12 protein-coding genes are annotated in these 15700 nt (G+C 52.1%); 3 read left to right on the top strand and 9 right to left on the bottom strand.

Annotated features, from left to right (window positions below):
- Window positions 1–6: 6 nt before the first annotated feature.
- The 9 genes from MJ611_RS20180 to MJ611_RS20140 all read right to left on the bottom strand — a co-directional run bounded on the left by MJ611_RS20180 (window position 7) and on the right by MJ611_RS20140 (window position 10685).
- A complete protein-coding gene (locus MJ611_RS20180) occupies window positions 7–1125 on the bottom strand; it encodes a CgeB family protein (protein WP_250432260.1) in 1119 nt (372 codons plus the stop codon).
- Window positions 1122–2228, bottom strand: a complete 1107-nt coding sequence (locus MJ611_RS20175) for a CgeB family protein (protein ID WP_250432259.1) — start codon at window positions 2226–2228, stop codon at window positions 1122–1124. Before MJ611_RS20175 ends, MJ611_RS20180 begins: the two co-directional genes overlap by 4 nt.
- Window positions 2225–3361 carry a CgeB family protein gene (locus MJ611_RS20170; protein WP_250432258.1) on the bottom strand — a complete coding sequence of 379 codons (1137 nt, stop codon included), beginning with the start codon at window positions 3359–3361 and terminating at the stop codon, window positions 2225–2227. The genes MJ611_RS20175 and MJ611_RS20170 overlap by 4 nt, the downstream gene beginning before the upstream one ends.
- A gap of 196 nt (window positions 3362–3557) precedes the next feature.
- Window positions 3558–4658, bottom strand: a complete 1101-nt coding sequence (locus MJ611_RS20165; protein WP_250432257.1) for a glycosyltransferase family 4 protein — start codon at window positions 4656–4658, stop codon at window positions 3558–3560.
- 5 nt (window positions 4659–4663) lie between these two features.
- Window positions 4664–5716 (bottom strand): Gfo/Idh/MocA family protein, encoded by a 1053-nt coding sequence (locus MJ611_RS20160; RefSeq protein WP_250432256.1) that lies wholly within the window; start codon window positions 5714–5716, stop codon window positions 4664–4666.
- A 5-nt stretch (window positions 5717–5721) separates the two neighbouring features.
- Window positions 5722–6738 carry an MDR/zinc-dependent alcohol dehydrogenase-like family protein gene (locus tag MJ611_RS20155; protein ID WP_250432255.1) on the bottom strand — a complete coding sequence of 339 codons (1017 nt, stop codon included), beginning with the start codon at window positions 6736–6738 and terminating at the stop codon, window positions 5722–5724.
- Entirely contained in the window at window positions 6738–8798 is a 2061-nt protein-coding gene (locus MJ611_RS20150) for a GDP-mannose 4,6-dehydratase (RefSeq protein WP_250432254.1), read from the bottom strand. Before MJ611_RS20150 ends, MJ611_RS20155 begins: the two co-directional genes overlap by 1 nt.
- A 35-nt stretch (window positions 8799–8833) precedes the next feature.
- Window positions 8834–9952 carry an NAD-dependent epimerase/dehydratase family protein gene (locus MJ611_RS20145; protein WP_250432253.1) on the bottom strand — a complete coding sequence of 373 codons (1119 nt, stop codon included), beginning with the start codon at window positions 9950–9952 and terminating at the stop codon, window positions 8834–8836.
- A 28-nt stretch (window positions 9953–9980) separates the two neighbouring features.
- On the bottom strand, window positions 9981–10685 hold the full coding sequence (locus MJ611_RS20140; RefSeq protein WP_250432252.1) for an SDR family oxidoreductase: 705 nt from the start codon (window positions 10683–10685) through the stop codon (window positions 9981–9983).
- Window positions 10686–10940: 255 nt separating this feature from the next.
- On the opposite strand from MJ611_RS20140, the gene MJ611_RS20135 reads away from it, so the two are divergent.
- The 3 genes from MJ611_RS20135 to MJ611_RS20125 all read left to right on the top strand — a co-directional run bounded on the left by MJ611_RS20135 (window position 10941) and on the right by MJ611_RS20125 (window position 15694).
- Window positions 10941–11540, top strand: coding sequence for a GNAT family N-acetyltransferase (locus MJ611_RS20135; protein ID WP_250432251.1), 600 nt, complete (start codon window positions 10941–10943; stop codon window positions 11538–11540).
- A 59-nt stretch (window positions 11541–11599) separates the two neighbouring features.
- Window positions 11600–12190, top strand: a complete 591-nt coding sequence (locus MJ611_RS20130; protein WP_250432250.1) for a histidine phosphatase family protein — start codon at window positions 11600–11602, stop codon at window positions 12188–12190.
- Between the two features lie 432 nt (window positions 12191–12622).
- Window positions 12623–15694, top strand: coding sequence for a SusC/RagA family TonB-linked outer membrane protein (locus MJ611_RS20125; protein WP_250432249.1), 3072 nt, complete (start codon window positions 12623–12625; stop codon window positions 15692–15694).
- The last annotated feature ends 6 nt before the right edge of the window (window positions 15695–15700 follow it).

The raw sequence follows: 15700 nt of genomic DNA, 5'->3' as shown, positions 1-15700 counted from the left end.
TACATCTCACTCACTGGTAACTGATAACTGTTCTTTGTTAAACTGTTCCTTGCTAACTGGTCTGAGCACGATCAGCTCGGCCGCATAGCTTTCCAGTTCTTGGGCGCGGTGAGCGGCGGTGTGCTGCGACATCACTTTTTTACGCGCCCTGGAACCGATGGCTTTACGCTCGGAGTTGCAGATCTCGCGCAGGTAGCGCAGGGTATCTTTTTCTGAATAAGACACTAGGATCTCTGAGTCGAACTCGAACAAGGTATCCAGCCCATCCCAGTAATCGGAAATGATCGGGGTGCAGCAGGCAGCTGCTTCGAACAAACGTACGCTTGGCGAGTAGCCTGCCTTGATCATGTCAGCACGCGTGATGTTTTGCGTAAAGCGCTGGCTGTTATAAAAGTCGCGGTGGTGTGCCGGCGGCAGGTGGTGGATGTATTGCACGTTCTCCGGCCACTGTATACTTTCCGGGTACTGCGGGCCCGCCACTACAAAGCGTCCTTCCCTCCACTGCCTTGCTGCGTCAATCATCAGTTTTTCAAGCGGCGGCTGGCGGTCGTCGGAGTAGGTGCCCAGGTAACCCAGGTCCCATTTGATCTCCTTGTACTCGTAGAAGTATAGCTCCGGATCGAAAGAACAATACAGCGCACGCGCCATCGGCGAGCCATACTTCTGCTCCAGCAGGTCCAGCGTTGGGCCGCCGGTAAATGATAAGTACAGATCGTATTGTGGGATCAGGCTTGGGTGCAGGTATTCGTAATCCTGGCGCTCCAGCTTGGCAAGCGTAACCGGCGTATCGATGTCGTAGAAGGCTTTGATGCCATGCGCGGTTTTCACCACCCACTCTCCTACCTGAACGCCTTCCGGCACATACGAACCTACAATCACCAGATCAGCCTCGCGCACGTGTTCCGTAAAACGTTGCGCCAGGTCATCGAGCGAAGTATAAAGTTCGGTCTGGCAGTACTCCGGGTTGGGGAGGTCGCGGTTGCCGGCGTACCAGGGCTTGTCGCGCTCCAGAAACAGTACATGGTGGCCCCTGTTGTTGAGTTCGCGTACTAAGCCGCGAAATGTGGTGGCGTGGCCGTTGCCCCAGGAAGAGGTAATGGATAAACCAAGTATTACGATGTTCATGCCAGTGCTTCGTCTTGTTGTTCTACCTTCGCATATAATAGTTTTTCCAACTGTTCTGCGCGGTGATTGTAGGTGTGCGCAGCCAGTACTTTTCTATAGGCCGCTTCGCCTATCGCCGTGGCTCTCTCCTCAGTTAATTCTGCAAGTATGGATGCCACTTCGGCACCGCTTTTTGCCACCAGTATTTCCTTTTCCGGCTCAAAAAAGAAGTCAATGCCTTCCCAGTAATCGGTGATGATGCAGGCGCCGGCACCTGCAGCCTCAAATACCCGTGTGGCAGGTGAGAAACCATAGCGGGCCATGCTTTCGCGGCTGATGTTCAGGACTGCTTTTGGTGTGCAATTGAATGCATTGTGATCGTTGGTATACACGTGGCCGATGTAGGTCACGTTTTCGCTCATGTGCTTGTCACCCCAGCCGCTACCTCCGATGATGAATTTCTTGTCGGGTGTGGCCGCAGCTGGCTTCAGGAAAAACTCTTCTACGCGGGCCTCGCGGTCTGGCAAACGGTTGCCTAAAAAGGCAAGGTCGCAGGCAAAACGCTCGTTCGGTTCTACGGGAAAGTGCGTGGCAGTATCCAGCGCATTGTAGATCGGCACACATTTTTTAGCACCCAGCGCTTCATAAGCATTTATTACCGGATCGCCGCCGCCATAGGTCAGGATCATGTCGTACTGCGGAATCAGCGGCAGGAACGGGTCTTGTGGGTTGTGGTGCACGCGGTCCAGGGTGGCCGGGGCATCAACGTCCCAGAACACCACCAGGCGATCGTCTGTTTGCAGTTTCAGTACTTCGCGCTCCAGCAGTTCGTCAAATACGCCCACACCGCTGGCTTTTACCACCATATCGGCTTCGGCAGCTTGCTCCAGGCATTTGTATACTGCTTCTTCAGTTGCCTCATACACGACTACCTTCGCCCACTCCGGGTCTTCCATGTCGCGGTTCTGCTGACGGTCATAAGCGTCGGGCTCGTAAAACGTAACGCGGTGTCCGCGTTCGTTCAGGGCGCGCACAATACCTCTGTAGTAAGTGGCAGCACCGTTCCAGTAAGCAGATACAAGGCTTGATCCAAAAAAGGCGATATTTAATTTCTTAGTCTTCATGCAGGAGATTGTTCGTTTTGGGTGAGATAGATTTTTGCGGTTTCGATGCCCAGTTCCTCACATACTTTCTCCAGCTCATCCACACGGTGGGCACAGGTATGGCGGCTGCGGATTGTTTCCAGTCCGTGCGCTGCCAGCTCTTTCGCTTTTTCTTTATTGGTAAGTATCGTTTGCAGGTGCTGCTTCATTTCTTCGCCGGTTCTTGCCACCAGAAAATCTTCTCCAGGTGTGAACAGGTTTTCCGAGTCGTTCCAGGGCGAAGAGATCAGCGGAATGCCACAAGCCATCGCCTCAAACGGGCGGATGGTAGGGATACCCGGCAGCGCCTGCACATACGGTCTGCGCGGCACGTGCACCGTTACTTTATACTTGGCAAACTCTTCGGCTGCCTTATAGTTCGGTAGCCATCCTCCGTATTCGATGCCGGCATTAGCCAGCGACTTGCGGGCATGCTTCGGGTAGCGTACGCCGTATATTTTTGCTTTCAGCCCCAGCTCTTTCACCGGGTTGATCAGGAATTCGTGCAGCTCAGCCGTTCGTTCTTCGTCGCCCCAGTTGCCGATCCAGACCAGATCGCCGTCATATTCGCCCTCATTTTCATGTGGATAGAACACCGAGGTGTCGGCCGCCTCGTGCCAGGTCCAGGCTTTCGTGGTCCAGCCTTCCTGTAAGTACAGATCGCGGATCACCTCACCAAAGGCCAGCACACCATCGTAGTTGCTCAGGTCATACTTGGCCATACTTTCGCGCTCTGTTACGGCGCGGTGGTGGGTATCATGGAAGATGAGTTTGTAGTCGTTTTGTTTGCGATGCTCACCCACGCGCTTTACCAGCTCGTGCTCGCTCCACTCATGCACCAGCACCAGGTCGGTATCGGCCAAAACCTCATCCAGATCCAGTGTCTCTAAAGTATAAAAGTTGGTGCTGATGCCCGGATAGTAGCTTTGCAGCTCTTCCAGTTTTTCCTCTCCATACCCTTTGATCAGGTTTTGCAGGCTCCAGCCATTCTTTGGTTCATATACCTGTACCTGATGGCCCCGCTCCTGCAGTTCCCGCACCACACCCCTTAAAAAATGCGCATTGCCATGGTTCCAGTCAGAAAGTATAGAGTGGTAGAAAAGGGTGATGTTCATAAGTTCAATTTTGAATAATTGAATGTGTGAATGATTGAATAATCAATTTTGAATGAGTGATTGAGTGAATGTGTGAATGTTGTTTTGTCATTTCGAGCATAGCGAGAAAACTGACTTTGAATCCAATCCAGATCTCTCCCGCAGGTCGAGATGACAGAGTATAACTTACTCACACATTCACTCATTCAAAATTGATTTAAGCCGTTACTGGTGTTTTCAGCAGTTGCCCGTAGAGGTGTTTGTAATCCTGGGCCATCTGGTTAGCGGAGTAGCCATGCGAGCGCTTCACGGAGCGGCACGCCATGATGTTGCGGCAGAACTCGTCTTCGATCAGGCTGTTGAGGGTATCGCGCAGTTCGTCGGCATTACGAGGGTCTACATACTTGGCAGCATTGCCCCAGATCTCGGCCTGGCTTTCGGTTTTGCCCACTACCAGCGCGCAACCCGACATGGCAGCTTCCAGAATGGTAAGCCCAAACGGCTCGTACTTGGCCGGCAAGGCGTAGATGGATGCACGGGATAGCCAGTCTGTTACTTCTTTGTTGGTTAAGTGGCCCAGGAAATGTACGTTTTCCAGTTCCACTACTTTGCCGGTAGCCGGGTGCTTGTCTTCGCCGGCAATGTATACCGGCCACGGCAGCTCAGAGGCAATGTGCGCCAGCATCGAGATGTTCTTAGCTTCGTCCCATACGCGGCCCATGCTGAAAATGAATGGCTCTTTGCGACCAAACAGGAAATGGTGCTGGCCACGGCCGTTGTACACCACGCTGCTCTGTTTAAAAGGACCGTACAGTTCTTCGGCCTGGTGCATCATGGCCTGTGTCGGGGCTACGACCATGTCGGCAGCCTGCAGGCCCTGGGTAACCATTTCGCGGTACTTGTTCCACTCTTTCGGAGCATCTTCCTCCTTCACCGCACGCCACCACGACATCACGCACGAGTGTATTACTACCAGCACCGGTCTTCCCCAGTTCAGGTTGCCGTGGGCCATGCCGTTGAGGTGGATCAGATCGGGTTGCACCTCATCACGCAGTTGCAGCAGCCACTCGCTGGCTTTCGCCACGTCTTCCCACGCATCGTCCATCCACTCCAGCTTGTAGTTGCTTTCGTAAACGGTCAGGTTACTGATTTCTTCTGTCTCTTTGCGTTGTGCTTCGCTTAAAGGGGCACCCATGGTGGCGAGTGCTACTTGTGTGCCGTGTGGCGCCAGGGCTCTGATTAACTCCAGTGCGTACGTCCAGACACCGCCTACGGTATCTGCCGTCATCAAGATCTTTGATGGATGATGTGCTTCCATAATTCTTACCTCCCGTAAATTTTATCTAATACTTCTGCTACTTTCACAAATTCTTCTGCCTCTTCGCTAAAGCCTTCTCCTTTGGCCACGCGCTCTGCCCAGGCCACGCCAGCTCTGCCCGACCATTCATCCGGCGGTGAGGCCAGACGCTCGGCTCGGGTACCGTAATAGCGCTCCGCCACAAAATCGTAAAAAGACCCGTTGATGTTTTTCAAGGCTACACCGCCCTGTGTGCCGTAGAAGGTGGCACTGATGATGGCTTCCTGTCCGGCTGGCAGGTTCCATGAGCAGGAGAGCTGCAGGTTGGTACCTGTTTCTAGTTCTATACTTGCCGTGGCGTAATCTTCCACCTTGCCGTCGCACATGCTGATGGGTTTGCCTTTGGCGTAGAGGCGGCTGTTTACATTTTTCACTCCAGGGAAGTTGAGACTCCACAGGGCCAGGTCCACCAGGTGCACGCCCAGGTCGATCACGCAGCCGCCACCGGATAGCTTCGGCTCGTAGAACCAGGCTTTGTCGGGGCCATAGGCGTTATGAAACACCAGCTCCACCGCGTAAATAAAGCCTAGCTCGCCGCTCTGTACCACTTTGTATACTTCCTGCATGGCTGCCGTGTAGCGGTACGACAGGTCTACGCCCAGTAGCTTGTTCTGGCTGCGGGCTGTTTCCACTACGCGTCTGGTTTCTTCCACATTACGGCCTAGCGGCTTCTGGCAGAAAACAGATTTGCCGGCTTCCAGGGCCAGCATACTTTGTTCGGCATGAAAAGCACTTGGCGTCGCGATCACCACACCCTCCACTTCAGGTTGTTCCAATATACTTTCCAGCGTGTTTACGATCTGAGCGCCAGGAACTGACTTGATGGCTTCTTCTGCATTGGAAGCAGCGGTATCAGCTACAAAAGCTATCTCTCCCGCTTCATGTTTCGCAATCACTTCCATGCGGTTACGACCGATCCAGCCTACTCCCAGAAAGCCAAGCTTCGGCTTGTGAGAAGAAGATGTAGAAGAAGAAGCTGCAACAGTTTCCTGTGTGTTGTCGAGTAGTGTTTCCTCCATAGTTTTTAGAAAGAGATAAGGGCTTTTACAAATCCGTCGGGGCGGGTGCTCAGGTCGTTGAATGCTTGTTTTATATTTTCTAAAGTATAAGAATGGGTGTACAGCGGCTCCGGGTTGATAATACCTTCTTCCACGGCTTTAACCGCTTCTCTTATACCTTTAATGTACTCTTGTGGATCGCGCTCGTGCGCATTGATGACATCAAGACCACGCCAGTTCCAGAGCTGAATGTTGACCTGGCGCATACCATCCTGATGGAACCCGGCAATAATGAGCATACCGCGCTCTGCAGCTAGCTCGCCTGCCAGGTTTAACGGCCACTCTTTGCCGGTGCACTCTATTACGCGCTCACAGAAGTTTCCGTTTGTTAATTGGCTAATTTTTTCTATAATTTTATAGTGATCATCCATCTTCACCACCTCGTCGGCACCGCACTCCTTGGCCATTTCCAGCGAGAAGTCCCTCTGCGACACAGCGATAACACGGGCGCCGGCATGTTTTGCCAGCTGCACCAGCAGGGCACCTAAAAAGCCGATACCAAGTATGGCCACGGTCTGGCCAGCCTCTATTCGGCTGCGGCGAAAGATGTTCATGGCGCAACCCAGCGGCTCGCCCGGGAAAGGCTTACCTGCCAGAGTCTCCGGCAGTTTTACCACTTTGTCGGCGTCGGCAATGTCGTATTGGGCGTAAGACTTGTAGGAAAGTGCAGCCACCCGGTCGCCCGCTTTCACGTTGTCCACGCCTTCGCCCACGGCATCTACTACGCCCCAACCTTCGTGGCCCGGGTTGCCGGCTTCTACCGGGTAGGTGAACCACTCCCGGCCCTCCCATACTGGTATGTTGGAGGCACAAAGACCGCAGCCTTCCAGGCGCAGGCGCACCTGGCCAGCCTGTGGCTCCGGCAAAGCGGTTTCCTGTACTTTTATACTTTGTGGCGCTGTGATAACAGCGGCTTTCATGGTAGTAGCCGCTTTAGAGGCGGCTACTGTTGAGTTGTCAGATATAAGGGTGTCTGGTTGCATTAGGCTACTGCTGCTTTTTTCTCGGTTTCTTCTTTTTCTGGTTCTGATGTCAGGATCATCGGTACTTCGATGCCTCGGTTCTCGCACAGCCACTGGTATAGTTTGGCTATGCCTTCCTGCACATTGTGCTTCGGATACCAGCCGGTAGCCTGTTTGAACTTGCGGATGTCGGAGACATAGTAATGCTGGTCGCCGGGGCGCCAATCGCCGAAGGTAAGTGTTACCTGCTGGCCTTTGTACTTGCCGATGGTCTTTAGCAATTCCAGTAAACTTACCGTGTTCTGCGGACCGCCGCCAATGTTGAACGCCTGCCCCGAAATGTGCGGCATGTGCTCCTGTGCAAGCAGGAAAGCATCTACCAGGTCTTCTACAAACAGGATGTCGCGTACCTGTTTGCCATCGCCGTAGATGCTGACCGGTTGCCCTTCGATGGCACGGATGGCAAAGTGGGCTACCCAGCCCTGGTCTTCGTTGCCGTACTGGTGCGGCCCATAGATGCAGCTCATGCGGAACACAACCGCCGGAATGCCATAGGTGCGGGCGTAGTCGATCACGTACTGATCGGCAGCGCCTTTAGAGCATCCATACGGGCTGTGGAAGTCGAGCGGACGGGCCTCGCTGATGCCGTTCTTCTTGATGCTTGCCTCGGCAGGATTGTAGCGGGTACCGTTAGAGACAAACTGCAGGTCCTCAAGGCCACCGTATACTTTGTTGGTGGAGGTGAACACCAGTGGCGGCGGATTGTCCTGCTCCCGGATTGCCTCCAGCAGGTTTACAATGCCACGTGCATTTATTTCAAAGTCATTGATGGGCAAATGGAGGGAAGTAGTAACGGCCACCTGCGCAGCAAAATGGAAAACAGCTTCTGCGTTTGCCACCACTTTCTTTACGGTGTACAGGTCGCGGATATCGCCTACGTATACTTCAAGCTTGTCGCCGTAGGTATCGCTCAGCCACTGCAGGTTGCGCTCCACGCCATCGCGGGACAGGTTATCGAACACCAGCACACGTTTGCCCTCATCGAGCAGGCGCTTCGCCAGGTTTGTGCCCACAAAACCGGCACCACCTGTTATCAACGTATAAGTTTTACCGGACGTAATCTCTTCGCTCCGTTTGATATAGGAAAGCTTATCCAGCTCATCCACGCCGTGCTTGGCCCACAGCCTGTAGAGCAGCTTCGGGGTACCATCCACCCGTTTCAAACCGAAGTGATATTCCCGTTCGTCAAGATGAAATCCGGAAACAGTCGGCTGTGCCGGATCTAGGTCCTGCATGCCGTACCAGTACAGGCGGCTTACATCCGCTTTCATGGCGTTGTTAAACTCCTGCAACTGCTTGTATTCGTCGTGCTGCCAGGTAGAGAAGCCTGCCTCCGTAATCCAGAGTTCTGCTGTCGAGTTATACTTGCTTAGCACAGCACGCACCGCCTCCACATTCGACTCCCAGCCATCCCACTGCTGATCAAACACATCCGGAAAGCCGTGTATACCTACCGCATCGATGTACTGCATCACGCCACGCTCGAACATCACGTGCAGCCAGTTCGGGTCAATGGGGCTCATGCCGCCCAACACCGTTTTCTTGCCGCGCTGCTTGGCCCAGTAAGCTGCGCCGCCTACCATCTCCGCGAACTTGTACCAGCCATAATCCAGCCGGAAGTCATACTCTACCTGGTTGTTTGGCTCGTTCCACAGCTCCACCCACTCAAAATGCTCCCCCAGGTCGGTTATGAATACATCCATGAAGTCGGCATAGGCTTTTTTGTCTTTTGGCGGGGCAGATGTTCTTGGTTTCTCTCCCAGCGAAGGCGGCGTATAGAGAAAGCAGGGCAACACCTTTACTTCTTTTGCCAGCGTTGGGATCAGCCAGTTGTACCAGGCTTTTCCCCCGTCAGTATAATAATCGGCCCAGGAAACACCTGTGCGCAGTTCCGTCACACCTAACTTTTTCAGATCGTTCAGTACCTGCATTACATGTTCCTGCTCTCCAGGTCTGAACCATTCCACGAGTCCGACAGTGGGCCGCACTGTCTCGTTCTTCGGAGTAGTATCTATATTCATAGTTTTATACGTTGTCATTTGAGGTTGAAAAGGAGTTAGACCGTCAGTCCGCGGGCTGCCAGTTCGGCGCTCGCTTCGCTTACCCGGTCATAGGCGATCTGACCTTCCAGCCAGTTTGCCAGCTCCTCTAAACCATTGTTGAACTCTACCTGCGGATAAAAGCCAAGTACTTCCTTCGCCTTGGTGATATCTGCATAGCAATGGCGGATGTCGCCGACTCTATACTTGCCGGTTACTTCCGGTAGCAGGTTCGTTTTGTCCATAACGGTGGCAAGGCGTTCAGCTATCTCGCGGATCGTGTAGTTGTTGCCGCTGCCAACGTTAAATACCTCTCCGTTTGCCTCGTCTTTTTCAAGGGCCAGGCGGCAGGCCAATGCCACGTCGCGCACATGTACGAAGTCGCGCTGCTGGTAACCGTCTTCAAAAATCATAGGAGAGTTGTTGTTCAGTAAACGGGAAGCGAAAATCGCCAGCACGCCGGTATACGGGTTGGAAAGTGCCTGGCGCGTGCCGTACACGTTAAAGAAGCGCATGGCTACTGTCGGGATGTTGTAGGCGCGGCCTACCATCAGGCAAAGACGCTCCTGGTCATACTTGGATAAGGCATAAACCGAAGACAGGCAGGGCGTTTTGGATTCTGGTGTCGGGAAAGGCTGCAGCGTTTGCTTCTGCTCGTCATACAGTTCCCAGTCAGCGGCTTTCAGTTGCTCAAGCGGGCGCTCGTTGCAGGTCACCTGCTCGCCCTGCTGGTTTTTGTACAAGCCTTCGCCGTAGATGCTCATGCTGCTGGCAACGATCAATTTCTGCACCGGCTTCTTGATCAGGGCCTCCAATAAAACAGCAGTACCCATGTTGTTTACATCGGTATACTCCCGGATCTCATACATGCTTTGCCCAACACCCACCATAGCTGCAAAATGGAAAACAGCGTCTACTCCTTCCAGGGCACGCTCCACATCCTCCCGGTTGCGCACATCGCCTATCATCAGCTCCACCTCTTCGTTCAGGTATTCCGGCCGTACGCAGTTCTTGCCGTGCACCTGCTCGCTCAGGTTATCCAGCGCTCTTACTTCATAGCCATGGTTCAACAGTTCGTCTGCCAGATGAGAGCCTATAAACCCGGCTCCGCCCGTTATCAAAATCTTCTTTTTCATAGTTTTGTGTTGTGTAAAGTACAATAGGTTAAAAAGGCTGAAGCGTTGGCCGTACCGTAATATGATTCACGGATACCTCCGGAGGCCTGCACAGGGCATAAAGCACTGCGCCTGCTACCTCCTCCGGCGGAATGGCCCCATATCCTATATCTTCAGCAGTATGAAATCCGGAAATTGTATTCTTGAAAAAAGCGGTATCTGTTACGCCGGGCGCTACCACCGTTACCCGCACCTTCGGAAGCACTTCGAGGCGCAAGGTTTCTGCAATTACTTCAAGGGCTGATTTAGAAGCGGCATACACACCCCCATAAGGGTAAGCCTGCCCGGCAGCTACCGACGACACAAACACGACATCGCCCTGACCCGCCTCCAGCATACCAGGCACAAAGGCCCGTACCATGCGCAAGGCGCCCAGCAGGTTTGTATCGATAATCTGCTGCCACTTCTCCGGATCTCCTTCGGTAAGCTTTTCGTGGATGCCGCGGCCGGCATTGCAAACAAGTATATCAGGCAACCCCATTCTTTCGCTGACCTGCGTAAAGAGGGCATCCACAGCCGCACCGGACGTAATGTCGCATTGGAATGCGTACACATTTTCCGATGCATGAGCTGCAGGCTGCAGGTCAGCAATTGCTGTTTCAGCGCCGGCGTTTATCAGGTGTCCGGCTATAGCCTGCCCTATACCAGAGCTTCCTCCCGACACTAATGCTCTTCTACCCTTCAGTTCTTGCACTTTATGCTGTAAATTTCTTCCTTATATATAGTAATAATTAAATAGCGTAATTGATTAAAGTAGAACGTAGCAGAGGCAAGCAGGGTTGTTGATGCTGCTTCGTTACTATATAAAAAAGGGTAATTTTACCCTAAACAGCCATTTTGGAAAGCATCAGCGTGCCAGATGCTGCATAAACGGTGCTTTATTCTATACTTTGTATTTTAGATAGCAGGCTAATACACCGGCTTAACTTTATACTTTAAAACTTTTGCCATGGACTTTAACAAGCACATTGTACTGGAGGATGAGCGCGTGCAGCTTCGCCCGTACCAGCCAGCCGACTTGCAGGCACTGAAATCGATTGCACTCGATGAGGATACCTGGCGGTACACGGTTACGCGCATCAGCAACGAACAGGAACTGGCACAATGGGAAGAGGCAGCACAGCAGGACCGGGAAGCGGAGAGGCGCTATACCTTTGTTATCATAGACAAAGCTACCGGCAAGTTAGCCGGCAGCACCAGTTACGGTAACATTTCAGTTGCAGACAAACGACTGGAAATTGGCTGGACCTGGCTTGCAAAAGATTACCGCGGTAGCGGACTGAACCGGCACTGCAAGTTCCTGCTCCTCTCCTTCGCGTTTGAGGTGCTGCAATATGAGCGTGTAGAGCTGAAAACGGATGTCCTGAATCTGCGCTCGCGCAGAGCCATGCAGAAAATTGGCGCTACCGAAGAGGGCGTCCTACGCAGCCACACGCTGATGTACGATGGCCGCCGTCGCGACACTATTTATTATAGTATACTTCGCCCGGAATGGGAGCACATCCGACGAACCATTTTCAAAGATTTACATAGCCTCACGCCCTCTTAAAACACCGCTGCCTACCGCCATCGTATAACCCCGTACTACACCAATGCCTGCGTTATACTTTGAGCAATCCAGAATCTTCCGATAAAATACCTGCGCGGATTTTCCTGATCCGCCATGCCCGCCCTATAGTGTCGAAGCATGGGTACTTCGATGCTGCCGCCGCACGCCAGTTTATCACAGACTATGATGCCGCCCAGGTAGAGAAGTTTGTGCTTAGCCATGAGTCCATTCCTTACAAAGAGATCAAAAAAGTTTTCTGCAGCACGCTTGTCCGTTCCCAGCTTACTGCCAAAGCCATTTTTGGCAACGATATCGAACTCATTATCGACCATGATTTCCGGGAGTTTGAGCGGAAGATCTTTTCGCTGCCCTTGGTGCGCCTGCCCATCCGGTTTTGGCTCCTGAGCTCCCGTGCCCTGTGGCTCATGGGCCTCAACAGCAAGGGTATCGAATCCTTTAAAGAAGCAAAAAAGCGGGTCCGACGTTGTGCCGAGCGGTTATCGAAAGAGGCCGAACAAGACAAAACTGTTGTGTTGGTGGCACATGGTTTTTTGAACAATTTTATCCGGCGCGAGCTTCGCAAAAAAAAGTGGCGACTTGTACATAATGGAGGCTCAGGATTTGTAAGTATCAGTATGTTAGAAAAATAAGTTTCCATCAAAGTATACTTTTACACCAACTCTGCAAAGTATAAAAACAACTTAGAAAGGTTCATTTTCCCAACACCTAAAAATAAACGTTTAGCCACTGTAACATCAAGCATTGAAGTTAGTATAAGCTATTGATTTTATAGGCTTTAGCAACGTTCACCTGATAAATTCGGCCTTTCCCGTTATATAGTTCTCTCTTTACGGTAAAGGAGTGGCTTTACTATTCCCTACAACAGAACAAAATAGATCGCTTTTGTCGCATGAGAGTAGCTGCTTGCTATTTTTTCGCTGTCCAATCCTGTGTGCTGCTGATTAGCAGACGAAATGCGGGCATGTCTTATTATAGCTCAGAAGCAGTAGCGAAACAACTACCTACAGCGTGCGGAGTACAGTGCTTAACGTAAATCAATCATTCAACAAACTAAAATCCCTATGAAGAAGAGTATACTGATGAGCTTCTTTTTCGTCTTTGCGCTGCTTGGCAGTGTATGGGCACAGACTCAGACTGTATCGGGAAGGGTGACCTCTGCAACAGACGGAACTGCCCTGCCAGGTGTTACAGTACTTGAGCGTGGTACAACGAACGGTGTCACCACCGGTGCAAATGGTGACTATACCCTTACAGTAGGGCAGAATGCTACGCTGGTATTCAGTTTTATTGGCATGATTACGCAGGAAGTTCCGGTACAAGGCCGCTCCACGGTTGATGTGCAGCTTCGTACCGACGAAAAGCAACTGGAAGAGGTAGTGGTAGTGGGTTATGGTACGCAGGAGCGGCGCGAAGTAACCGGTGCTACCGCCAAGGTAACCTCCGAAGAACTGCAGGACCTGCCTGTAGTGGGGGTTGATCAGGCACTGCAGGGCCGTGCAGCAGGTGTGCAGATCTCGCAAAACTCTGGTACGCCGGGTAGCGGCATCAGCGTGCGTGTACGTGGTTCTTCTTCTATCTCGGCCAGTAACCAGCCGCTGTATGTGGTGGATGGCGTGCCGCTCACCACAGGCGACTTTTCCCAGCTGGGCTATGGTGGCCAGAGCGTGAACGCGATCGCTGATCTAAACCCGAACGACATCGAATCCATCGACATTCTGAAGGATGCCTCGGCCGCGGCTATCTATGGTTCCAGAGCGGCGAACGGTGTGGTGCTGATCACGACGAAACGCGGCTCCGCCCGTAAGACCCAGATCAACCTGAGCGCCTATGCCGGTTTCCAGAAAATGTGGAAGGAGCCGGATTTTCTGAATGCCGACGAGTATAGCCAGATCATGCTGGAGGCCTATAAAAATGACGGCTACCTGGATTCCGATGCCACCTTCGAAGACTTCCTCGACTTTTATTACGGAGGCGTTGACTTTACCCCTACCAAGACAAACTGGATTGATGAAGTAACCAGAACCGCTCCGATTCAAAACTATGAACTATCGTTAAGCGGTGGCGATGCTAAAACCCGCTACTATTTATCGGGCGCTTATTTTGATCAGGAAGGTATCATCATTGGCAGCGAATATAAGCGCTACTCCACCCGCCTGAACCTGGACCACACTGTCAACGACAAGTTTAGCGTCGGTACAAGTATACAGCTCAGCCGTTCCGACAACAACCGTATTGTCAGCGACAACACCTTATACGGACCATTTGCCAACGCCCTGGCTGCTTCCCCAATCTGGCCGGTTTATTATGATAATGGCGAATATACCAGACCAAACTACTTTTATACTAACCCGGTAGCAGAGGGCACCGAAAACGACGATGAAACACAGAACCTTAGAGCGATAGGCAACATCTTTGCCAAGTATGCCTTTGTACCGGGCCTGGAATGGCAGGTTAAAGGCGGCCTTGATGTGCTGAACATTGACGAAAGACGCTTTACCGCCACCAACTATCCCGGCTCTTTTGCCACTCCTACCGAGGGTTCTGCCACCAACGCTACCAGCACCGTGAACAAGCGCCTGCTCGAAACAACGCTGTCTTACAACAAGCTGCTAAACGATGTACATAACATTTCAGCAGTGATCGGTGCCGCCAATGAGCACAACTCCCTGAGAAGCGCCTTTGTAACCGGCCTTGGTTTCCCGGATGAACGCTTCCGCTACGTTGGCAGCGCCGTACGCGTGAACGCAGGCTCCAATACCTTCATCGAGAACAACCTTGTATCTTTCTTTGGCAGAGCCAACTACTCTCTCAGAGACAGATACCTGCTGGGTGTTAACTTCCGTGCCGACGGTTCTTCCCGCTTTGCTGAAGACAATCGCTATGGTTACTTCCCGTCTATTTCAGCAGGCTGGAGGCTGATCGAGGAGAATTTCATGTCTGGTATAGAGTCCCTGAGCGAACTGAAGCTGAGAGCTTCTTACGGCATCACGGGTAACCAGGAGATCGGCAACTTCGCTTACCTTGGCCTTGTAGCGGCTGGTGCCAGCTACATCGACAGACCAGGTACTGCTCAGACACAGATTCCGAACCCTGACCTGAAGTGGGAAGAGACAAAACAGTTTAACGTGGGTACCGATATCGGCTTCTTCAACAACCGTGTTAACCTGGCAATAGATTATTATATCAAGAAGACAACGGACCTGTTGTTTAACCGCCCTATACCAACGCAGAATGGTTTTGCCAGCTATGCTTCCAATATCGGCTCTGTAGAAAACAAGGGTTTTGAGATTGCCTTAAATACCGTAAACATTTCAGGTACCGGCGATGCCTTCAACTGGACCAGTGATTTCAATATCTCTTTCAACAGAAACAAGGTAACGGAGCTGTACCAGGGCCAGGATATCTTCTATGGTTTTGGCGGTAACTCGCTGGTATTGCGCGAAGGTGAGCCGATCGGTACCTTCTATGGCTTCATCACAGACGGAGTGTACAGCACAACCGATGAAATCCCGGCTTCCCGCCAGGGGCAAGGTGCGCAGGCTGGTGACGTTAACTTCCGCGACATCAACAACGACGGCCTGATCACGGATGACGATCTGACCATTATTGGCGATGCACAGCCGGATTTTGTAGGCGGTTTCACCAACGTGTTCCGCTACAAAGGCTTTGACCTGAACATCTTTTTACAATTTTCACAGGGCAACGATATTGCCAACCCGGCACACCAGTATCAGCAGCACCTGGGCAACGACTTCCTGGACGATAACATGCTGGGTTTGGTAAGAGGCCGCTGGCAGAGCGAAGGCGACAGAACTGACATCCCGAGAGCTACCGTAGACGATCCGAACGATAACAACCGTAGCAACTCATCCAGGTTTATTTATGACGGCTCTTACCTGCGCTTCAAAAACGTGATTCTGGGTTACAACCTGCCAACCAGCTTAGTAGAGCGCATTGGCGTGAGAAGCCTGAGAGTGTATGCACAGGGCCAGAACCTGATCACCTTCACCGATTATCCTGGATTTGACCCTGAGGTAAACTTTGCCGGAACGTCTAATACTACCATTGGTGTAGACTTTTACACGTTCCCGCAGGCACGCACTATCACATTTGGTATTAACCTTGGGTTGTAATCAGAA

Origin of the sequence: Pontibacter ruber (assembly GCF_023630205.1) — a bacterium.
GTDB lineage: Bacteria > Bacteroidota > Bacteroidia > Cytophagales > Hymenobacteraceae > Pontibacter > Pontibacter ruber.
This window is presented reverse-complemented; position numbering and strand designations above follow the sequence as displayed.